Annotated in this window: 22 protein-coding genes and 1 other annotated feature; of the genes, 21 read left to right on the top strand and 1 reads right to left on the bottom strand. The window is 38.5% G+C overall.

What is annotated here, in order from left to right; all coding sequences use genetic code 11:
* Positions 1–258 precede the first annotated feature (258 nt).
* The 13 genes from JP39_RS07055 (at position 259) to recN (ending at position 10,854) form a co-directional block, all read left to right on the top strand.
* Complete coding sequence (locus JP39_RS07055) at positions 259–1,824, top strand: glycosyltransferase family protein (RefSeq protein WP_041499596.1); 1,566 nt, start codon at positions 259–261, stop codon at positions 1,822–1,824.
* 44 nt (positions 1,825–1,868) lie between these two features.
* Positions 1,869–1,936 (top strand) — a sequence feature (ribosomal protein L21 leader region).
* A gap of 9 nt (positions 1,937–1,945) precedes the next feature.
* Positions 1,946–2,257, top strand: coding sequence for a 50S ribosomal protein L21 (gene rplU, locus JP39_RS07050; RefSeq protein WP_041499598.1), 312 nt, complete (start codon positions 1,946–1,948; stop codon positions 2,255–2,257).
* 2 nt (positions 2,258–2,259) lie between these two features.
* Positions 2,260–2,604: a ribosomal-processing cysteine protease Prp gene (locus tag JP39_RS07045; protein WP_041499599.1), complete on the top strand. Its 345-nt coding sequence runs from the start codon at positions 2,260–2,262 to the stop codon at positions 2,602–2,604.
* Between the two features lie 12 nt (positions 2,605–2,616).
* Positions 2,617–2,889 carry a 50S ribosomal protein L27 gene (gene rpmA, locus JP39_RS07040; protein ID WP_041499600.1) on the top strand — a complete coding sequence of 91 codons (273 nt, stop codon included), beginning with the start codon at positions 2,617–2,619 and terminating at the stop codon, positions 2,887–2,889.
* A gap of 138 nt (positions 2,890–3,027) precedes the next feature.
* Positions 3,028–3,591 carry an elongation factor P gene (efp, locus tag JP39_RS07035; RefSeq protein WP_041499602.1) on the top strand — a complete coding sequence of 188 codons (564 nt, stop codon included), beginning with the start codon at positions 3,028–3,030 and terminating at the stop codon, positions 3,589–3,591.
* 23 nt (positions 3,592–3,614) lie between these two features.
* A complete protein-coding gene (locus JP39_RS07030; RefSeq protein ID WP_041499603.1) occupies positions 3,615–4,034 on the top strand; it encodes an Asp23/Gls24 family envelope stress response protein in 420 nt (139 codons plus the stop codon).
* 5 nt (positions 4,035–4,039) lie between these two features.
* The gene (gene nusB, locus JP39_RS07025; RefSeq protein ID WP_041499604.1) at positions 4,040–4,444 is read left to right on the top strand and encodes a transcription antitermination factor NusB; all 405 of its coding nucleotides are present in this window, start codon (positions 4,040–4,042) and stop codon (positions 4,442–4,444) included.
* 38 nt (positions 4,445–4,482) lie between these two features.
* The gene (locus tag JP39_RS07020) at positions 4,483–5,331 is read left to right on the top strand and encodes a bifunctional 5,10-methylenetetrahydrofolate dehydrogenase/5,10-methenyltetrahydrofolate cyclohydrolase (protein WP_245626319.1); all 849 of its coding nucleotides are present in this window, start codon (positions 4,483–4,485) and stop codon (positions 5,329–5,331) included.
* On the top strand, positions 5,324–6,673 hold the full coding sequence (gene xseA / locus JP39_RS07015) for an exodeoxyribonuclease VII large subunit (RefSeq protein WP_041499607.1): 1,350 nt from the start codon (positions 5,324–5,326) through the stop codon (positions 6,671–6,673). Before JP39_RS07020 ends, xseA begins: the two co-directional genes overlap by 8 nt.
* A complete protein-coding gene (locus tag JP39_RS07010) occupies positions 6,666–6,902 on the top strand; it encodes an exodeoxyribonuclease VII small subunit (protein ID WP_041499608.1) in 237 nt (78 codons plus the stop codon). Before xseA ends, JP39_RS07010 begins: the two co-directional genes overlap by 8 nt.
* A gap of 2 nt (positions 6,903–6,904) precedes the next feature.
* Positions 6,905–7,753 carry a polyprenyl synthetase family protein gene (locus JP39_RS07005; RefSeq protein ID WP_041499609.1) on the top strand — a complete coding sequence of 283 codons (849 nt, stop codon included), beginning with the start codon at positions 6,905–6,907 and terminating at the stop codon, positions 7,751–7,753.
* Positions 7,754–7,763: 10 nt separating this feature from the next.
* Positions 7,764–8,588, top strand: a complete 825-nt coding sequence (locus JP39_RS07000) for a TlyA family RNA methyltransferase (protein ID WP_041499610.1) — start codon at positions 7,764–7,766, stop codon at positions 8,586–8,588.
* A gap of 568 nt (positions 8,589–9,156) precedes the next feature.
* Positions 9,157–10,854: a DNA repair protein RecN gene (gene recN, locus JP39_RS06995; RefSeq protein ID WP_041499611.1), complete on the top strand. Its 1,698-nt coding sequence runs from the start codon at positions 9,157–9,159 to the stop codon at positions 10,852–10,854.
* Here the strand turns inward: recN and JP39_RS06990 are convergent.
* Positions 10,846–11,166 carry a hypothetical protein gene (locus JP39_RS06990; RefSeq protein WP_041499612.1) on the bottom strand — a complete coding sequence of 107 codons (321 nt, stop codon included), beginning with the start codon at positions 11,164–11,166 and terminating at the stop codon, positions 10,846–10,848. The two genes, recN and JP39_RS06990, sit on opposite strands and share 9 nt — an antisense overlap.
* A 179-nt stretch (positions 11,167–11,345) precedes the next feature.
* Between JP39_RS06990 and gmk the strand changes: the two genes are divergently transcribed.
* The 8 genes from gmk (at position 11,346) to rsgA (ending at position 21,091) form a co-directional block, all read left to right on the top strand.
* A complete protein-coding gene (gene gmk, locus JP39_RS06985) occupies positions 11,346–11,957 on the top strand; it encodes a guanylate kinase (RefSeq protein ID WP_041499613.1) in 612 nt (203 codons plus the stop codon).
* Between the two features lie 6 nt (positions 11,958–11,963).
* The gene (rpoZ, locus tag JP39_RS06980) at positions 11,964–12,218 is read left to right on the top strand and encodes a DNA-directed RNA polymerase subunit omega (RefSeq protein WP_041499615.1); all 255 of its coding nucleotides are present in this window, start codon (positions 11,964–11,966) and stop codon (positions 12,216–12,218) included.
* Between the two features lie 555 nt (positions 12,219–12,773).
* Positions 12,774–15,182 (top strand): primosomal protein N', encoded by a 2,409-nt coding sequence (priA, locus tag JP39_RS06975; protein WP_041499616.1) that lies wholly within the window; start codon positions 12,774–12,776, stop codon positions 15,180–15,182.
* Positions 15,183–15,195: 13 nt separating this feature from the next.
* Positions 15,196–16,146 carry a methionyl-tRNA formyltransferase gene (fmt, locus tag JP39_RS06970; RefSeq protein WP_041499617.1) on the top strand — a complete coding sequence of 317 codons (951 nt, stop codon included), beginning with the start codon at positions 15,196–15,198 and terminating at the stop codon, positions 16,144–16,146.
* Between the two features lie 60 nt (positions 16,147–16,206).
* A complete protein-coding gene (gene rsmB / locus JP39_RS06965) occupies positions 16,207–17,463 on the top strand; it encodes a 16S rRNA (cytosine(967)-C(5))-methyltransferase RsmB (RefSeq protein ID WP_245626368.1) in 1,257 nt (418 codons plus the stop codon).
* A gap of 19 nt (positions 17,464–17,482) precedes the next feature.
* Positions 17,483–18,232 carry a Stp1/IreP family PP2C-type Ser/Thr phosphatase gene (locus JP39_RS06960; RefSeq protein ID WP_041499620.1) on the top strand — a complete coding sequence of 250 codons (750 nt, stop codon included), beginning with the start codon at positions 17,483–17,485 and terminating at the stop codon, positions 18,230–18,232.
* The gene (pknB, locus tag JP39_RS06955) at positions 18,233–20,197 is read left to right on the top strand and encodes a Stk1 family PASTA domain-containing Ser/Thr kinase (RefSeq protein WP_041499621.1); all 1,965 of its coding nucleotides are present in this window, start codon (positions 18,233–18,235) and stop codon (positions 20,195–20,197) included.
* A 3-nt stretch (positions 20,198–20,200) separates the two neighbouring features.
* Positions 20,201–21,091, top strand: a complete 891-nt coding sequence (gene rsgA, locus JP39_RS06950) for a ribosome small subunit-dependent GTPase A (RefSeq protein ID WP_041499622.1) — start codon at positions 20,201–20,203, stop codon at positions 21,089–21,091.
* Positions 21,092–21,098 lie beyond the last annotated feature (7 nt).

Below are 21,098 nucleotides of genomic sequence, written 5' to 3'. Positions count from 1 at the left end.
ATATATTTACGTGTTCAGTGTATTTATGGAATTATTAGTAAAAAATAAATTAGTCGGAAGGGCGGAGAATATTTACCCGCTGTGGTAGTGGCGTTATGGCTTTAGCCATTACACCACCGGGCGTGTTTGGAGACTTACCGGTCTTTGGTAAGGCTTCAAACCGAGGTTCGAGACCGTACTGTGGCTCGGACCGGTCCGCATAGCAGGTGAATATTCTCCGCCCTGGAGATGGAACCTTTAAACAAAGGAGTTTTACCCGTGTCGAATCGTTCATGGAAAAGAATTATTTTAGGATTCATTTTTTTAGCATTTAGTATTTTTTATACCGTAATTTTTTATCGTCAAGCTAGTTTCGGCGACACGATGATCTTTAACATTGCTCATTTAAAAAGCTTAGGCAATATTTTTACTTCACCGATAAATTTTAACTATTGGAATCATTCGGGTAGTCAGATCAATCTCTTTAGTCCATGGCTAACGTTATTGCCGGGGTGGTTATTAGTTAAATTGAATGTGTTTTGGGGCTTTTGGGTCTATTTGACGATCCTGACATTTTTAACTTTTGTTAGTGCTTATTTCTATATGAATAAGTTTTCACACGATACTTTTGAAGCAATTCTTTTTTCTGTAATTTATACGTTTTCGTTTAATCGGTTTAATTTAGTTTTTCAGAATCAGCGGATTGAGAATTACCTTGTATTGATTTTCTTGCCCATGGTCTATTACGGAGCCTATCTGTTCTTTAAGAATCGTGGTTGGCAAACGTTAGTCTGGGGGATGATTTTGACTGTCTGGACTGCACCGTATATGGCACTGGCAGTATTTGTGACCATTTTGTCTGTTTACATACTGCTGATTTTCACCAAGGAAGCTCATCATTGGCGTTACTGGGGCAAGTTAGCGTTGAACTCGTTAATAGCCTTAGGGGTTACTATTTTGACGACTATTGCCTTTATTGGGCCATTGGTCAATCAACAGTGGTCACAGAAATTGATTCAAGATCCGATTAAAAATATTGATTATGTAAAATGGTTTAACAATATAGATTTTTCAACGTTACAAAGATATTTATTATTAAGTATTGGGGTCTTAATGGCTCTATTAGTCTTGATGATTTTTCTGCAAAGTCGTTTCAGCTACAAAGTGTTGATTTTGGAAATGATTCCACTCACGATTGTTTTGCTTAATAAATGGAATGTCAGTGGGGTAGATGTCAGTCGAATGATTATGGCCCTGCAAAGTATTCTGGACTTATTTTTGATTATCGTGGTCTGTCGGATGTTGATTTTAATTTTTCAGGAATTTCCGGGCATTTTTAAGTGGTTATTGTTGTTAGCCACGATGACTGGTGGGGTGTTCTTGATCTATTCACAGAGCATGCAACTCACGCCAGAACAAACTTTGTCGGCCAATCCTAAAGTTAATTATGAAAAATTTGTCGTTGATTATCACGATGCAGCTAGTCATGGTCAAAATCAATTTCTAGTCAATAATCGTAAGACGGCTGTGTCTTTCTATACCAAAGAAAATGATTATTGGGTTCAATATTATGGCACGGATTCAGCAAATTTGGATTTACCCGTTCAAAATTATGCAGGTTATGGAATTCAATTGAATAATGAAAATGTGGCAACGCATGAATCTTACCGACAGACGATTAGTTTGCGAACACATCCGGGTAAGAATATCGTTGAAATTCATACGCGTTATGACTGGATTGGTATCGTTTCATTATTGCTAAATCTGTTGGGATTTATCTTGTTGAGTTATTTTTCTTTAAAGAATGTTCGATGGAAAATGAAAAAACTTCCCGAGAATAGTTGAAAAAGCAAGTGAAATTTGCTATATTTTATAAGTTGCAATCACTATTGCATCTACAACCGCTCAAAATCAGGTTTAAGCTTAGTGCACCTGATTGGCGAGTCTTAGAAGGGAGTGTACGCTTATGTACGCAATTATTAAAACTGGTGGTAAGCAATATAAAGTTGAAGAAAATGCTTCAATTTATGTTGAAAAGCTTGATGTCAAAGAAGGGGACGCAGTTACATTTGATGATGTAATTCTAGTTTCTGACGGAGACGATATTAAGATTGGTAGCCCTGTTGTTGAAGGCGCTAGTGTTTCTGGTAAGGTTGAAAAACAAGGTAAGGAAAAGAAAGTTGTTACTTACAAGTACAAACCTAAGAAGCATTCACACAAGAAGACAGGTCACCGTCAACCATATACAAAGGTACTTATCGATAGTATCAAGGCTTAATCATGATTAGAGCTAGTTTTCACCAGAATTCAGATCAAAAAATTGATTCCTTTTTAATTAAAGGACATGCCGATTCGGGACCTTATGGTCAAGATTTAGTTTGTGCTGCTGTTTCAGCGGTAACAATTGGGACAATCAACAATCTGGAGAAACTCACTGGGGCCAGTCCTCAGGTGGTCATGGATGAAGTAAACGGTGGGCATCTCGGATGCCAATTTGACAAAGCGATATCACACGATACTGCCTTGTTATTGGATAACCTGTTTTGGATCCTTAAGGATATTGAAGGCAGTTATTCCAAAAACATTGAAGTTCAAGTACAAAAAAATAAGATAGATCTTGATTAGGAGGTAAACTTCATGCTTAAGATGAATTTACAATTTTTCTCTCACCATAAAGGTGGTGGATCAACAAGTAACGGCCGTAACTCTGCAGGTCGTAGATTAGGTGCTAAGCGTGCTGATGGCCAAGCTATCACAGCTGGCTCAATTATTTACAGACAACGTGGTACAAAGATTCACCCTGGTACAAACGTTGGTCGCGGTGGAGACGACACATTGTTCGCTCTTACTGACGGCGTTGTTAAGTTCGAAAGACTTGGCAAAGACAAGAGAAAAGTTTCAGTATATTAATATATTGAGAGAAAAGAGGACAATGTTCCTCTTTTTTTTATATAATAAGCTTGAGTTATTGCCATTAACACGTAAATATTGGTAAGATAATGTATAGTGTTTTATCGGCAAAATCTGTATGAATCAAGGGAGAATAAAATGGCTATTTCAGTAAATGATTTTAAAAATGGTTTAACAATCGAGGTTAAGGACAGCATTTGGCGTGTTATCGAATTCCAACACGTTAAACCAGGTAAGGGTAGTGCCTTTGTACGTTCAAAGTTAAAGAACTTGAGAACTGGTGCTGTTCAAGAAATGACTTTCAGATCAACTGCTAAAGTTGAGAAAGCTACTATTGAAAACAAAAAGATGCAATATCTATACGCTGATGGTGAAAACCACGTCTTCATGGATACTACAACTTACGAGCAACTAACTATTCCTGCAGAACAAATTCAAAACCAATTGAAGTACTTGAAGGAAAACATGGAAGTTACTATCATGATGTACAACGGTGAAACACTTGGTGTTGATGTACCTAACACAGTTGACCTTAAAGTTGTTGCTACAGAAGCTTCAATCAAGGGTGATACACAATCAGGTGGTTCAAAACCAGCTACAATGGAAACAGGCTTAGTAGTACAAGTACCATTCTTCGTTAATGAAGATGATATGTTAACTATTAACACACAAGATGGTACTTATATTTCACGTGCTAATTAATAACTGATTATGGAGATAAGTTTATGGCTGAACAAAAATATGTTTCTCTACAACAAGATAGTGGAAAAATAAACGGTAATGTTGAAATATCACATCAAGTTATTGAGATCCTGCTAGGGATTGCTACAAACCAAGTTGATGGCGTCTACGAAATGCGTGGAACTATTTCAAGTCGAATTGATTCGCTTTTCGGCCGTATCAACCATGGTAAAGGCGTTGATGTGTCATTTGATGAGGGTAAAATATCCGCTAGTGTCTATGTATATCTAGATTATGGCGTATCGATTCCTAAGGTGTCCTTGGAGATCCAAAAATCAGCCATTGAACAGCTTGAATTCATGACCGATTTAGACTTAAGTGAAATTAATGTGCATGTTGTTGGCTTGATTGCTAAGAAAGAATCTGGCGAAATAGAACGTGTAACAACTGATAAAAAGGAATAAAACTAGTGATAAGTAGACATAAGATCAGAGAACTCGCAGTTCAATCACTATTTTCCATTGAAACCACTCAGGACACTCCAGAGGTTGCCATCGCATCTACCATGCAATTATGCGATTTGACTGACGAAACTGTTCCTGATTATTTAACATTCTTAGTTTCTGGCACAATTGAACATCAGGATGAACTTGATGAAAAAATTGCGACTCATCTAAAGAACAAGTGGACAGTTAAAAGACTGTCCCGTATTGACCGTGTAATTTTACGCGCTGGTTTATTTGAAATGGAAAACAGTTTAGAAGTGCCAAAGAAAGTTGCAATCGATGAAGCTATCGAAATTGCTGGCGACTTTGGCGACAAGGACTCTAAGTCCTTCGTTAATGGTATTCTATCTAATTTTGTAGAAGGGTAAAGGCTGGTAAATTTACCAGCCTTTTTATGGTGATTAGTGTGAAATTATTAGAAGGTAAGAAAGTAGCAGCAGCTTTAGATGAAACAATGGCACAACGTGTGTCTGATTTGAAGAAAAAGGGCGTAACACCTGGTCTAGCGGTTATCTTAGTTGGTGATAATAGTGCCAGCGCTGTGTATGTTCGCAATAAGAAGCGTCGTGCTGAGAAATTGGGTATTAACTTTCAATTGATTCACTTCGAAGACACTGTTTCCGAACAGGAATTATTGGAAAAAATCGATGAACTAAACAATGACCAAACAGTTGATGGTTTTATCGTTCAATTACCAGTTCCAGACCATATTGATGAAGATAAAGTTATTGAAGCAATTGATCCCCACAAGGACGTTGATGGATTTACACCAATCAGTGTCGGGAATCTTTGGATTGGCACACCACTTACTAAGCCAGCCACTGCTTCAGGTATTTTGATGATGTTGGATCACTACGATGTTGACCTTGATGGCAAAAATGTCGTTATCGTTGGTCGTAGCAATATTGTTGGAAAGCCAACTGCTGCTTTAATGTTGGATCGTAATGCCACTGTTACGATTACACATTCTCATACTAAGAACCTCAAAGAAATTACAAGTAAGGCTGATGTGCTAGTTGTAGCCATTGGAAAAGCTAAATTCATTACTCAAGATTACGTTAAAGACCAAGCTATTGTGATCGATGTCGGAATGGACCGAGACGAGAACGGTAAACTTTGTGGCGACGTTGATTTTGAAGATGTGAAGAATAAAGCTGCCATGATGACGCCAGTTCCTGGTGGTGTTGGTCCAATGACAATCACTGCCCTTGTGGATCAAGTGATTGAATTAGCCGAAGGCAGGGCAAATGGATAATGAGCAATATTTAACAGTTACCGCTTTAAGCCAATATTTGAAGAGAAAATTTGACGTGGACCCTTATTTGGGCCACGTCTATTTGATGGGTGAGATTTCCAATTTTCGGATGCGTCCGAAGGCTCATCAATATTTTTCTTTGAAAGATGATAAGGCTAAAATTTCGGCAATCATGTTTCGAAGTAGTTTTGAAAAAGTTAAGTTTCAACCCGAAGAAGGCATGCAAGTTCTTGTTCAGGGACGGATTTCACTGTATGAACCAAGTGGTTCGTATCAAATCTATATTGATTCGATGGAACCAGCTGGATTAGGTGCATTGTATCTAGCGTTTGAACAGTTGAAAAAGAAATTGGCTCAGCAGGGTGTGTTTGATTTGCCCAAGAAGCCAATTCCTCAGTTCCCTAAGCGAATTGCCGTTGTGACAAGTCAATCTGGGGCCGTTATTCACGATATTATGACGACTGTGGGTCGACGTTACCCAATCGTGCAATTAGTTTTGTATCCGGCACAAGTGCAAGGTGATGAAGCTGCCACAACAATTGTTCGTCAAATTAAGCGAATCAATGAAGCTGGCAATTTCGATACGATCATTATTGGTCGTGGTGGTGGTTCAATTGAAGACTTGTGGCCTTTCAATGAAGAAATCGTTGCACAAGCTATTGTTGAAAGTCAGATACCGGTAATTAGTTCAGTTGGTCATGAGACCGATACGACAATTGCTGATTTAGTAGCTGACTTACGCGCTGCAACACCGACAGCTGCTGCTGAACTGGCAACTCCAGTTTTGACTGATGTTTTGGAACACCTACAAGATCTCCATACGAGACTTTACAGTGCACAAAACAATATCATAGCTAACTACCAGCAAAAGCTACAAACACTGTCTCAGAATGTCTTTTTACAACATCCAGAGCGAATATACGAAGTGTATCTACAGAAAGTTGATTTTCTGAAAGATAAATTGCAACAGAACACACAAAATATTTTGAGTCGTTCGAAAAATACTTTGGTGCAAGATGCTAATCGTTTGGTCCGTGTTTCGCCACGTGAACAAATTTATAGCTATGGCAACCAAGTTAACCGTAATTATCAAATTTTAATCAATAATGTAAACAAAATAATCAATAAAAACCGTAATATCTTTAACAGCCAAGTTGCAACGCTCGATTCACTCAGTCCTTTAAAGACGTTGAGTCGTGGTTATGCAATTCCGACTGGTAAGAATGGAAAAGTTTTACGAGATGTAACGGACTATCAAGTTGGCGATTCAGTCGATTTGAGAGTTAAACATGGTAACGTCAAGTTAATAACCAAAGAAGTAAGCGAGGATAATAATGGCTGAAAAGAAAACATTTGAAGAAAATTTAGCTGATCTAGAGGCAATCGTTTCCAACCTCGAATCTGGTAATGTTCCATTGGAAGAGGCCATGGAGAAGTTCAAGACGGGTGTTACTTTGAGTAAAGAACTCGAAAAGACTTTGAGTGATGCTGAAGCAACTGTAACCAAGATCATGACTAAAGATGGTCAAGAGATCAACATGAAAAATGATCAAGACGAAGGTAAAGATTAGTTATGGAAATTAAAAATTTTCAAGAGTTCTGTGAACAAGTTTTGCCAGACTTCAATAAATTTTTAAATAACAGATTAAATGCTGAAATCAAACAGACAACGCTTCGTGATGCTATGCTCTATTCACTAGATGCTGGCGGTAAGCGTGTTCGTCCAATGCTCTTTTTAGCCGTGGCTTATTCTTGTGGTGTTAAACCTGAAGACTTGCCAAAATACTTCGACATTGCCGGTGCGATTGAATTGGTGCACACATATTCATTGATTCATGATGACCTACCGGAAATGGATGACAGCGACTATCGCCGTGGTAAATTAGCTAATCACAAAAAGTTTGGCGTTGGGCCAGCCGTTTTAGCTGGTGATGGGTTGTTGACACAAGCTTTCTACTGGATTGCCAAGTCTAATCTCAGTACAGATAAGCGGATGGCAGCTGTCAGAATCTTAGCTCATAATGCTGGTCCAATGGGGATGGTAGCCGGTCAAATGACTGACATCACTATGGAAGACAAGTTATTGAACGAAGACGAATTGACAACTTTACACAAACAAAAAACCGCTGATTTAATTACAGCGGCAGTGACGATTGGTGCATTTTCTGCTGGTCACGAGTTATCGAAAAATCTGGTACAATATGCTAATGATATCGGTTTAGCTTTCCAGCTCAAAGATGATTTGAATGACGCTGACGATGGTGAAGATACCGATAAGAATACTTTTCCAAACTTAATTGGAAAAGAAGCTACGCAAGCTAAACTGAAGGATCTTGTCAAAGATGCTTTAAATGCAGTTTTAAAGGAAAAAGAATTCGATAAAAACTTATTGGTAAGCTTTTTGGATTATTTTAAAGAATAGGTGACATATATTGGCAAAAGAGAGAATTGATGTTTTACTAGTTCAACAAAATTTATTTGAATCGAGAGAACAAGCTAAGCGCTCGGTAATGGCAGGGGAAGTCTACAATCAAGACAACCTTCGTTATGACAAACCCGGCGAAAAAGTTGCGGCTGATACTGTCTTTCATTTAGCAAAGAATGCCCACAGCAAGTACGTTAGCCGTGGTGGTTATAAGCTAGAGAAAGCTCTGAAGTCGTTTGATATCGACTTGAAGGATCGTATCTGTCTAGATATCGGTTCATCAACAGGTGGTTTTACTGATGTGGCCTTACAAAATGGCGCTACAAAAGTTTATGCCTTAGATGTCGGTTATAACCAACTAGCTTGGAAACTCCGTCAAGATGAACGAGTTGTAGTTATGGAACGTGTCAACTTCCGTTACAGCAAGCCAGAAGACTTTCATGAAGGCTTGCCACAATTTGCGATGACCGATGTTTCATTTATTTCTTTGGAGCTAATTTTGCCACCAATGTTTAACATCATTTTGCCAGGTTCAGATGCAGTTTGTTTGATCAAACCTCAATTTGAAGCTGGTCCTGAAAACGTTGGTAAACATGGTATTGTCAGAGATCACAAAGTTCACCAAATGGTTTTGGAAAAGATTACTAACTTTGCTAAAAACGCCGGTTTTATCGTTTCAGGCTTAGACTTCTCACCAATCAAAGGTGGCGAAGGTAACATCGAATTCTTGATGCATATTCAAAAACCAGAAACAGAACAACCAGGTGAAATTTTAGAGAACGTTTCCGTTGAAAAGACCATGGAAGCAGCATACTCAAGTCTTAACAAATAGTTGAAATATTCCGTCTACAGAACTGGGAAATATTCACAAGCTGTGCGGAACGGCCCGAGCCAAAGTGCGGTCTCGAACCTCGGTTTGAAGCCTTGACACAGTTCGTCAAGTCTCCAAACACGTCCGGTGATATAAGGACGGGAGGAATCTCCCATCCTTATATCACTACCACGGCACACAAATATTTCCCAGTTCTTCCGACTAGTTAACTGTTATTAATTGAGTGTAAAAATGTTCAAATGTATTTATGTTCAATCAGTTTTAGACTAAGAAATATTTGTGATAAATTATCAACTAATATCGTAATTTTGATGGGTCAGAAGTTTTCATATGATCATTTATTTTAACTAAAAAAAACTAGTTGGAAGAGCTGAGAGTATTCATCAGCAGCGAAAGTGGCGTTATGGCTTTAGCCATTACACCACCGGGCGAGTTGGAGACTTTCCGGTCTGTGGAAAGGCTTCAACCGAGGTTCGAGACCGAACTTTGGCTCGGGCCGTTCCGCGCAACAGATGAATACTCTCAGCTCTGGAAACGGAAAACTTTTAATCTCTAGATAGGTGAAATAATGCTAAAAAAATTAATAATCAATAACTTTGCGATTATCAATAAATTGCAAGTTGATTTTCATGGCGGAATGACTGCTTTGACTGGGGAAACTGGTGCAGGTAAGTCAATCATTATCGATGCTTTGGGCCTACTAGTCGGCAGTAGATCGTCAATTGATTTTATTAGAACAGGACAAGAGCAACTCAATGTGCAGGGACTATTTGAAGTGAAATCAAGTAGTCCTCTTTTTGCTATCTTGGACGAATATGGAATTGCCCATGAAGATAATCAACTAATTATCAAGCGTGAGATCAACCGTAAAGGTCGAAATGTCTGTCGTATCAACAATGAGTTGGTTAAAACTAATGTGTTACGTCAAGTTGGAAAGTTTTTGGTTGAAATTCATGGTCAAAATCAGCAACAAGAACTTTTAGATGAAGATAATCATATCAATATTTTGGACCGTTTTGCTGACGATGATTTTCAGATTGAACTTGCTAAATATCAACAGCTCTTTACAGAGTATCAAGATAAAAGAAGTCGTTTACGTACGATTCAGAAAAATTCACAAAATTTAGCTCAACGTATTGATATGTTGAAGTTTCAAATTGAAGATATTGATAGTGCCAAAGTTGTTGCTGGAGAAGATGATAAGTTAGAGGACGAAAAGAATCAGTTGTCTAACTTTGAAAAAATCAGTTCAGCTTTGCAAGAGAGTTACCGTGGCTTGTCTGAGAACAATACTGGAGTAGTCGATTCATTGGGGAATGTCCGTGATCAATTGGAAGATATTATGGATTATGATGACTCATATAAGGAATTGTATGACTCAGTCAATGGTGCCTACTATCAATTACAAGACAATGCTTCCACAATTGCCGATCAATTGGAGAGTCTTGATTTTGATGAGAATCGCCTCGACAATATTCAAAAACGTTTGATTACCTTAGATAGTCTCAAGAAGAAATATGGTCCAACATTGGACGAAGTAATTGATTTTGGAAAGAACGCTCATCACGAATTGTCAGAAATTGATATTGACGATAATACTGAGTCGAAGTTGGAACAAGAAATCAACGAGATGCAAGAGACATTGACTGATTTAGGTAAGACGCTTTCTAAGCAACGTCATAAGACGGCAACGACTTTGGAAAAATCAATCAATCATCAATTGAAGGATTTATATATGCCCAATGCTAAATTTGGTGTAACATTTGCGGCACTAGAAGAGGAAAGTCCTTCTATTAATGGTATCGATCAGATTCGTTTTGACTTGAAGACTAATGTTGGTGAAGACTTCAAACCATTAGTGAAAGTGGCTTCTGGTGGTGAGTTATCCCGTGTTATTTTGGCTTTTGAAGCTATCATTGCTGAGAAGATGAATGTTGAGACAATTGTCTTTGATGAAATTGATACTGGTGTCAGTGGACGTGTCGCCCAAGCTATTGGTGATAAAATTTATAAAGTTTCACAATTCTTGCAGGTACTCTGTATCACCCATTTGCCTCAAGTGGCAGCTATGAGTCAACGTCAATTTGAGATCAAAAAAGAGACCGTTAAGGACAAAACTGAAACACGAGTTTCATTACTTAACGATCTCCAAAGAGTTGATGCAATATCATTAATGTTAGCTGGGACAAAGGTTACCGATTTGACACGACAACATGCCCAAGAATTGTTGGAATTAGCCCAAGGCGAACAGAAACGTTTAGACTAAGTTAATTGATTTAATTTGGTTTAGCATGACGATTTCAAAGAGTGCTGAATTCATCTTGAAAACGTATTTATTTTCATTAACTTGTGAAATAAATTTGCCTTGAAGCTGCTTGTCGTTTAACATTGTAATAACGACAGAGTATTTATTACGAAAACTTTGTTCTGCGAAAAGTTCTAGTTGCATTAAAGGCATCTGTTTTACTTGAGGTTTTGTTTCGACTTGAAGGTTGAAATCAAAATTATTATTAATAAAATTAGTGGTATTGTTGATTAAATTTGTAGTGAAATGATTACGTAATTGTCTAGCTTGCATGTTTAAGCCCCCGAACACTTGTTTGTACTTACATTATACGAACCTGTGTTCGAAAGAGCAACTCTATTTTTGTTTTTCTTAATAAAATTTTATCTTGACCTCAGTCAAAACCTTGAAAAACATGTGATTTTATTGCATTATAGATATCATATTATATAGATAGTAGGGATAACTTAATTATGTCAAAAAGGGGAATGTTGATCGTTTTATCAGGTCCTTCAGGTGTTGGTAAAGGAACTGTTAGAAAAGCGATGTTGAAGAATTCATCAATTAAATTTGATTATTCTGTTTCGATGACTACACGTCAAATGCGTCCTGGTGAAGTCGATGGAGTCGATTATTATTTCCGTACCAATGAAGAATTTGAAGAGGAAATAAAGAATGGTGGCATGCTTGAATATGCTAAGTACGTCGATCATTACTATGGAACACCTTTAAAATATGTTAATCAAAAGCTTGATGCCGGAATTGATGTATTGTTAGAGATCGAAGTCAACGGTGCGATGCAAGTCCGTGAAAAGATGCCTGATGGCGTATTTCTTTTCCTAACACCACCTGATTTGACAAGTTTGCGCGATCGGATCACTCACCGTGGAACAGACGATGAGAAGACTATCGACAAACGTATGGAAAAGGCTAAAAAAGAAATCAAAATGATGACAAGCTATGACTATGCCGTCGTTAATGATAAAATACCTAATGCAGTTGAAAAAATTGAAGGTATAATTAGAAGTGAACACTTGAGAGTGCCACGTGTAATTGACCAATACAAAAAAATAATAGGAGATTGATAATTTATGATTATTTATCCATCAATTGATAAGCTTTTAGATCGAGTAGATTCTCGTTATTCACTAGCAGTTCTAGCTGCTAAACGTGCGCACCAACTAGAAAATGGTGATATTGAATTATTGAATCACTATGAGTCACCAAGAACCGTTGGCCGTGCTTTTGAAGAAATTGCCGATGATAAAATTGAAATCGATCCTAATTCAATTCTTCTTGAAAAAGAAGCCGAAAAGGTTGAAGAAGAGAAAAAAGAAGACAAATAAAATTATTCCTTCACTGATTTTCGATAATTGGTGAGGGTTTTTTTCTGTGCCGCCAGGGATTGTGAGGGATGGAGTTCGCTGTGGGACCGGCTCGAGCCAAGGTCTCGACCCTCGATTTTGAGCCGAAAACCGCGTCTCAAAATACGTCCAGTGATGTAAGGGCTAAAGCCCTAACATCACTTTCACTGCAGAACTCCATCCATCTCAAACTCCAGCTAGTTTTTTGTTATAGTTGAGGCTTTCTATTATTTGCGGTTAATCTTAATAGGTTAAGATTGTAATGGTCGTAATTTTTTACTTACTCAATAGTATAAATAGAGAATCCTGTGTTTTATATAATATTAAAGAAACATGTATATCGTAATTTTAATCATGAGGATTATTAAGTAATTGATTAAGAAATAGTATACATATAGAGAATAGCCTCCGGTTGTCAGAAATATAACTAGCAGTGGAGGTGTGAGACTTTGGCTCGCACCGGTTCCTACAGCAGGCTATATTTCTGACAACCGGAGGCGGAAGTGAACGACAATAAATTCAGATAGGTGGGCTTTTATGGCAGTAGCAGAGATAATCGTTGATGTTCCGACGATGCAAACGAACCGACCTTTTGAATACATGATTCCTGATACTTTGTCCGATGTGGTCGTACCGGGGATGCGTGTTGAAGTGCCTTTTGGTCGTGGTAAACGTAAAATTCAAGGTTTTGTGATGAAGGTTAAGGATCAGTCTGACTTTCAAGGTAAATTAAAACCGATTTCTCGTGTGATTGATTTGAAGCCTGTTTTATCGACCGAAATGTTGGATTTATCATCATGGTTGGCTGATCGAACTTATTCGTTTCAAATTTCTTGTCTACAAACGATGTTGCCAAGTGTCATGCGCGCTAAATATAAACAATTCGTGATTCCGGTCGTTGCCGATGACCCCGAAGTAATGAACTTGCTTCAAGGAAAACCAACGTTTGAAATTACAAATCAGATCGATGATGAAACCGTCAAGTTGATCAATCGCTTGCGCAAAGATGAAAAGGTTGATATTCAATATGTCGTTGAAAACCAAGCTGTTCAAGTTAAACGACAGGCTGTGACGACTGACTTAAATGTGATTCAGCTGCATGAGGCCAAGAGTCAATTACGTGCTAATGCGAAGTCACAGATTAAATTGTTGGAGTTTTTAGCTGATAATCTGAATGATTTACCAGTTGAATTCAATGTTTTAGAAAAAGATTATGGAATTTCTCGTGCTGCAATTAAGACGGCTGAGAAAAATAAACTCGTTAAGGTAGTCGAAGTTACTAAATTACGTAAACCAGTAGGAATTACTCCCGAGAAGACAACTAAGTTAGCTTTGACAGATGAACAACAAGTGGCGGTCGACCAGATAACTGAATCGATTGAAAACCAGACGCCACAGACTTTCTTGATTGAAGGTGTTACTGGTAGTGGTAAGACTGAAGTCTACCTACAGACAATTGAGAAAGCTTTACAACAGGACAAGACTGCCTTGATGTTGGTGCCTGAAATATCTTTGACGCCACAGATGGTTAACCGAGTTGTTGGTCGTTTTGGTGATCAAGTGGCTGTTTTACACAGTGGTTTGTCGAATGGCGAACGTTATGACGAATGGACTCGAATTGAGAATCATGATGTCAAAGTGGTTGTCGGAGCCAGAAGTGCTGTGTTTGCGCCTCTAAATCACATTGGCTTGATTATTATTGATGAGGAACATGAGGCCAGTTACAAGCAAGATGATAATCCGAGATACCATGCGCGTGATGTCGCTTTGTGGCGGGCCCAGGTTAATAAATGTCCGGTGGTACTCGGTAGTGCTACGCCTTCATTAGAATCACGTGCACGAGCTGAGAAGGGCGTTTACAAGCTAATCAGAATGAAGAAACGTATCAACAATCAAGTTTTGCCACATGTTCATATTGTTGATATGCGTGATGCCGAAAATTCAGCTGTTAAAGGTGACTTTTCGCCGGCATTGAAAGCTGGTTTGGAAAAAACTTTAGCAGATCATAATCAGGCGATAGTTTTATTGAATCGTCGTGGCTATTCTTCATTTATGATGTGTCGTGAGTGTGGATTCGTACTCAAATGTCCAAACTGTGATGTTTCGCTGACTTATCATAAAGACCTTGGTAAAATGAAGTGTCACTATTGTGGACATGAAGAACCAGTTCCCAAGATTTGTCCGAACTGTCACAGTACTAAGATTGGTTTTTACGGTACTGGAACGCAAAATATCGAACAGCAATTAAATGATTTATTCCCAGAAGCACGTGTTTTACGAATGGATGTCGATACAACGAGAAGAAAAGGTGCCCATGCAAAAATTTTGAAACAGTTTGGTCAGCATAAGGCTGATATTTTGTTGGGTACGCAGATGATTGCTAAAGGATTGGATTTTCCAGATGTTACACTAGTCGGGGTTATTAATGCGGATACAACGTTAAGTTTGGCTGATTTTCGAGCTAGTGAACGGACTTTCCAACTATTGACACAAGTCAGTGGTCGAGCCGGTCGGGCTGAAAAAACTGGTCACGTAATTATTCAGACATTTAATCCAGATCATTATGCGATTAAAGATGCCGCTAAGCAGGATTATGAAACTTTCTTCAAACAAGAAATGTATCTCAGACATCAATCAAATTACACGCCATACTACTTTACAACGCTGATCAGTGTCGCAAACCAAGATGAAGGTAAGACGCTCAAGCAAAGTTATTGGCTGAAAAAACAGCTACAAACGGCTTTATCGAAGGATGCTATCCTATTAGGGCCAAGTCCAACGATGATTTCGCGTAAACAAAACAAATATTATTATCAAATTATTGTAAAATATAAGCATGAGCCACAATTGCACCAAAGATTATTAGAAATTTTAAATGAGACGCAAGCTGATGCTAAAAATGGCTTTACGATTGCGATTGATAATGAACCACAACATATTGATTAATGAGGGTGATTGAATGACAAAAATAATTTTTCTAGGTACACCAGAATTTTCAGCGACAGTTTTAAAGGGATTACTAAAAGAGGGCTATGACATTATCGCTGCGGTAACACAGCCGGATAAGCCAGTTGGACGTAAGCAAAAACTTCAAAAGAGCCCTGTAAAACTTGTTGCTGAAGATGAAAACATCAAACTTTATCAACCAGTTAAGTTGCCAGGCAGTCCTGAAGTTGAGGAGCTCAAGGCTTTAAATGCTGACCTAATCGTCACAGCAGCTTATGGTCAATTTTTACCAACTAGTTTCTTGGAATCAGCTAAAGTGGCAGCTATCAATGTCCACGGTTCCTTATTGCCTAAGTATCGTGGCGGTGCCCCAATTCAATGGTCACTGCTTAATGGCGACAAAGAAACTGGTATTACAATTATGTACATGGTTAAAGGGATGGATGCTGGTGATATTATCAGCCAAGAAAAATTACCAATCACACGTGATGATGACAATGGCAGTCTTTTTGAAAAAATGGCAGTCGTTGGTCGTGAGTTATTGTTGGATACCATTCCTAAGATTTTGAGTGGTGATATCCACCCAATTAAACAAGATCCAGATCAAGTGGTTTTCTCACCTAATATTTCTAAAGAACAAGAACACATTGATTTCACAAAACCAGCTGAAGAAGTTTTCAACCAAATTAGAGCTTTGAGCCCTGATCCTGGTGCCTGGACTTTGATCGATGGTCAAAGAACGAAACTTTATTCAACTGAAGTTGTTGAAATCAATTCAGATCAAGCAGTTGGAACAATTTTTGACCTAGGCAAGAAAAAATTAGTCATCGTTGCCGGTGATGGTCAAGGTGTTTCAATCAAGAAGATTCAACCAGCAGGTAAAAAAATGATGGATATTGCCAATTACATGAACGGAATGGGCAAGAATCTAGAAAAAGGACAACAAATTATTGATGAAAAATAATCCCGAGCATTAGCAGTCGAAGCACTAACAAGAGTTTTCCAAAACAAAGCATATTCAAATATCGAAATCAGCAACCTTTTAAATAAGGCTGATATGTCTGATGCGGATAGTCGCTTGATGACAAATATCGTCTATGGCGTAATTCAACATAAATACGTTTTGGAATATCAATTGGAACCATATTTGAAAGATAAGAAACTTGATCTATGGTTGGATTTGTTACTACAAACAGCCATTTATCAAATGTGCTACTTGGACAAGATTCCGGCTCATGCCATTTTGAATGAATCAACTGAAATCGCTAAAAAGCGTGCCAATCAAGGTGCCGGTAATTTAGTTAACGCTGTTTTGAGAAACTTCCAACGCCATGGTACTAGAGAGATGCCAGGTAAAGATACAGTTTATGATATGAGTCTTTTGTACAGTGTGCCTCGCTGGTTAGTCGATGAATTTGTTGAACAACAAGGTCTTGAAAAAACTAAAGAAATTTTGAAGACTATCAACCAACCTTCAAACGTTTCTATTCGTGTAAATACAAACAAGACAACTGTGGCCGATTTACAAAAAGTTTTACAAGATAAAGGATTTGACGTAAAACCAAGCAAAATTTCAGCAGTTGGGTTAGTCTGTGAGAGTGGTAACTTGGTCGACACTGATGAATTCAGAGCCGGACTATACACAATTCAAGATGAAAGTTCAATGTTAGTCGCTCCTGCACTTGATTTACAACCAAATAGCCGTGTGCTTGATGCCTGTGCTGCCCCTGGTGGAAAGACAACTCACATCGCCAGTTACATTAAGTCTGGTGAGGGTGAAGTTACAGCCTTGGATATTCACAAACACAAGACTAAGTTGATCCGTAGCAACAGTGAACGTATGGGTTATCAAGATATTATTAGTACTGGGGCAACTGATGCTCGTAAAGCTAAAGATATTTTGAACACAACATTTGATCGTATTTTAGTTGATGCTCCATGTTCTGGACTTGGTTTGATGAGAAGAAAACCAGAGTTGAGATATTTCCGTCAACCAGAAGATTTGATGAACTTGCAACGTGTTCAACTAGAAATTCTGAACAGCATGGTTGATCTACTCGAAGTCAACGGTAAGATGGTCTTCAGTACATGTACCTTCGATGAAGAAGAGAACGAACAAGTAGTTGAGAAATTCTTAGCTGCTAACAAGAATTTTGAATTAGTACCAGTTAAGCATGATTCAGTGATGGATGATTCCGTTAAGAATGGCATGCTTAAGGTTCTACCAAGTGATTACTTTACGGATGGTTTCTTTATAGCTACTTTCGTTAGAAAAAATTAAAGAGGTAAGGTCTAAACTGATGGAATATGCGTTATTAACTGATGTTGGAAAACTCAGAGAAAACAATCAGGACTATGTGAATGTTTTCAAGAATAAGAAAGATATTGTTTTTGGAATTGTAGCTGATGGTATGGGTGGACACCGTGGTGGCGACGTTGCCTCAGATATGGCTGTCTCTCATTTAGGTCACAATTTCGAAGAATCAGAAGTTGACAATATTGCTGAACTACGTGAATGGATCATTCGCGAATTGAGTAAGGAAAATGACCGTATCGTTTCCGTTTCCAACCAATTTGATGATTTAAATGGTATGGGAACAACAATGGTCGGGGTGTTCTTCATCGGGGACAAGATGATGGTCGTAAATGTCGGTGATTCTAGATGCTACATTTATACTGACGGTGAATTGAAGCAGTTGAGTGTCGATCACTCATTGGTTCACGAATTGTTAGAGACTGGTCAAATCAGCCCTGAAGAAGCGGAAAATCATCCGCAGAAGAATATTATTACGCAGACACTCGGAGTTTCACAAACCGTTCAACCACGTGTTAAAGACTTTGATTTAGTGGATAACTCAATCATTCTCTTATGTACCGATGGTTTGACGAATATGGTGCCAGAAAATGAAATCAAAGATGTTCTAGCACAAAAGAAGATGAGTCTAGAAACCAAGTGTCATATCTTAATCGACAAGGCAAATGCTGCCGGTGGAAGAGATAATATTACTGCCTTACTCTTTTCTACTAAAAATAATGGAGGTAATCACTAGATGGAGAAAGGTTACCTAGTAGGCGGTCGTTATGAGATTCTAGGTACACTTGGTGAAGGCGGGATGGCCAATGTTTATTTGGCTAATGACACACTTTTAAACCGGAAAGTGGCTGTAAAAGCTTTACGGTATGATCTCCAGGATGATGAGTCTGTAAAAAGGAGATTTGGACGTGAAGCCAAGGCAACTAGTGGTCTCTCAAATCCAAACATTGTGAATGTTTTGGATGTCGGAAATGATGATGGCGTGCAGTATATTGTCATTGAATATGTCGATGGTCCGAATCTAAAGAAATATATTCGGACACATTTTCCGATTCCATACCGCGAAGTTGTCGATATTATGAAACAGATTTGTATGGCAGTGTCTGATGCACACGAACACGGAATCATTCATCGTGATCTGAAGCCAGAGAATATTTTGGTTGATGAGAAGAAAGATCCGATTCAAGTTAAAGTATCAGACTTTGGTATTGCACTTGCCCTGAGTGAACGTTCGATTACGAGAACTAATTCACTCTTGGGTTCAGTTCATTACATGTCGCCAGAACAGATCAAGGGACGTTCAGCAACTGTTTTATCAGATATCTATGCGTTGGGAATTATTTTGTTCGAGTTATTGACCAAACACGTTCCCTTTACCGGAGATACTGCCGTAACAGTCGCTTTGAAGCATTCCAAAGAGGAGATGCCCGATTTAAAGAAGATTGATCCAAACATCCCTCAGCCACTTGAAAATGCCGTTCTCAAGGCTACAGCAAAAGATCCAGATCAACGTTATCAATCTGTTCGTGAGATGTGCGATGATCTGAATACTTGTCTGATGCCAGAACGCGCTGATGAACCTAAATTTATACCGACCCCAATTAATAATTTAGAAGAAACAAGAGTCATGGAGCCACTCGATGCTGCAGTCGAGAAGTCAGCACCAGAGAAGAAACCACAGAAGATGAGCCGACGCCGTAAATTGATTTTGTTAGCATCAATGGTGCCGTTAGTTTTGATACTCTTTATTGTCGCGATGGTGATCAAGAGTAATCAAGAGACGACTGTTCCAGATTTGTATAATCTGACAGTCAAGCAGGCCAACGTTATCCTCAAGAGTTCGAATCTGTCTGTTGGGGATGTCTCCAAAGAAAATGATGACGATGTTGACGCAGGTCATGTGATCAAGTCGATTCCCGCTAAAGGATTGAAGTTGAAAAACGGTGCCAAAGTTAACTTAGTTGTCAGTTTGGGTGCAACATATTACAAGATGCCAAAACTAGTTGGTAAGCAATATGAAGATGTTTCCGATAATTTGAAGCGACGTGGTTTCAAAGTTAAAGTCGATTACAAAGCAACCAATCAATACGATGCCGGAACGATTATTAAGCAGAGTATTCCGCGTGGTAAGAAGGTTGTGACGAAGAATAAGTCTTTGACATTAACCGTGGCTAAAATTAAAACGGTTAAGCCGAAAGTTGTTAAAGTTAGAGATTTGACGGGCTACAATTTGAAGAGTATTCAAGACTATGCCTCCGAAACTGGCTTAACTTTGAACACATCTTATGAATATTCCGATGAGATTGAAAGTGGCCTTTTGATTAGTCAAACACCAACTGCTAATAGTACAATTAGTCAAGGCGGTACGCTGTCCGTTGTAATGTCTAAGGGTGCAGACCCAGATAAGAGTAGTAGCGATAAAGACGACAGTGATTCGGAGCACAACGGCAGCAGTAGTAATTCGTCAGGAACAAGTACTGTAACTAAAGATATTACGATTCCTTACGATTCAAGCGGTAGTAACAATGTCACAATTTATATTTCTGATGCGACACATAGCATTGGGACTGTTTATAAGACCATGACAATTACCGGAGATACACCAGTAACATTGAGCTTTAATCTTAAAGATGGACAAACTGGATCCTATATAGTCGAACGCAACAATAAGACTGTGCTTGGCGGTTCAGTAAATGGGTGATTTATGGAACGAATAGGAAGAATTATAAAATCAATCAGTGGATTTTATGATGTTCTAGATGATGAAAATTCTGAATTGATCAGAACACGGGCACGCGGTAATTTCCGTAAACGTAAAATTAAGCCTTTAGTCGGCGATAAAGTTAAATTTGATTCGACGGGCGATTTGGGCTATATTCTCGAGATTTTGCCTCGTGAAAATAGCTTAGTTCGTCCACCGATTGCTAATATCGATCAAGCAATCGTGGTCACTTCAGCAGCCGAACCTAATTTTTCTAGCAATTTGTTGGATAAAATTTTGATCAATATCGAACATAACGATATTACACCGCTGATTTATTTGACTAAATCTGACCTTTTGAGTGAAGAAAAATATCTTGAATTGAAGGATATTTTGGCCGGATACCATAACGCTGGCTATCAAGTTTTTGATGATCAGGATAGTTATAACGATACGCAGGTTGAGAAACTTGAAGAGACATTTGCAGATAAAGTGACTGTCTTTACAGGTCAGTCTGGTGCTGGTAAATCAACATTGTTGAACCACATTGATACTGAATTGGGACTCGCTACTGCAGCGATTTCTCAAACTTTGAATCGTGGTAAACATACAACTAGACAAGTATCGCTATTTGATATTGCTGATGGGTTAGTAGCTGATACGCCGGGATTTTCATCGATTGATTTGATGAATGTAACGGCAGAAGAATTGCCAACGCTCTTTCCAGAATTTCTTCAGTATAGCGGTGGCTGTCAGTTCCGTGGTTGCCGTCACGTTAATGAACCCAATTGTCAGGTCAAAGCGGCTTTAGAGGATGGCAAAATTATGCACAGCCGTTATGACAATTACTTATACTTCTTAAATGAAATTAATTCATACAAAAAAAGATATTGAGGAGCTG

The organism is Companilactobacillus heilongjiangensis, assembly GCF_000831645.3.
Taxonomy (GTDB): Bacteria; Bacillota; Bacilli; order Lactobacillales; family Lactobacillaceae; genus Companilactobacillus; species Companilactobacillus heilongjiangensis.
The sequence above is the reverse complement of the archived record's forward strand: the minus strand, read 5'-3'. Positions and strand labels throughout refer to the sequence as shown.

Coding starts and splice junctions, on each gene's coding strand:
- rplU (WP_041499598.1), top strand. CDS start 1,946: ATGTACGCAATTATTAAAACTGGTGGTAAGCAATATAAAGTTGAAGAA.
- JP39_RS07045 (WP_041499599.1), top strand. CDS start 2,260: ATGATTAGAGCTAGTTTTCACCAGAATTCAGATCAAAAAATTGATTCC.
- rpmA (WP_041499600.1), top strand. CDS start 2,617: ATGCTTAAGATGAATTTACAATTTTTCTCTCACCATAAAGGTGGTGGA.
- efp (WP_041499602.1), top strand. CDS start 3,028: ATGGCTATTTCAGTAAATGATTTTAAAAATGGTTTAACAATCGAGGTT.
- JP39_RS07030 (WP_041499603.1), top strand. CDS start 3,615: ATGGCTGAACAAAAATATGTTTCTCTACAACAAGATAGTGGAAAAATA.
- xseA (WP_041499607.1), top strand. CDS start 5,324: ATGGATAATGAGCAATATTTAACAGTTACCGCTTTAAGCCAATATTTG.
- JP39_RS07010 (WP_041499608.1), top strand. CDS start 6,666: ATGGCTGAAAAGAAAACATTTGAAGAAAATTTAGCTGATCTAGAGGCA.
- JP39_RS07005 (WP_041499609.1), top strand. CDS start 6,905: ATGGAAATTAAAAATTTTCAAGAGTTCTGTGAACAAGTTTTGCCAGAC.
- recN (WP_041499611.1), top strand. CDS start 9,157: ATGCTAAAAAAATTAATAATCAATAACTTTGCGATTATCAATAAATTG.
- JP39_RS06990 (WP_041499612.1), bottom strand. CDS start 11,166: ATGCAAGCTAGACAATTACGTAATCATTTCACTACAAATTTAATCAAC.
- gmk (WP_041499613.1), top strand. CDS start 11,346: ATGTCAAAAAGGGGAATGTTGATCGTTTTATCAGGTCCTTCAGGTGTT.
- rpoZ (WP_041499615.1), top strand. CDS start 11,964: ATGATTATTTATCCATCAATTGATAAGCTTTTAGATCGAGTAGATTCT.
- priA (WP_041499616.1), top strand. CDS start 12,774: ATGGCAGTAGCAGAGATAATCGTTGATGTTCCGACGATGCAAACGAAC.
- fmt (WP_041499617.1), top strand. CDS start 15,196: ATGACAAAAATAATTTTTCTAGGTACACCAGAATTTTCAGCGACAGTT.
- JP39_RS06960 (WP_041499620.1), top strand. CDS start 17,483: ATGGAATATGCGTTATTAACTGATGTTGGAAAACTCAGAGAAAACAAT.
- pknB (WP_041499621.1), top strand. CDS start 18,233: ATGGAGAAAGGTTACCTAGTAGGCGGTCGTTATGAGATTCTAGGTACA.
- rsgA (WP_041499622.1), top strand. CDS start 20,201: ATGGAACGAATAGGAAGAATTATAAAATCAATCAGTGGATTTTATGAT.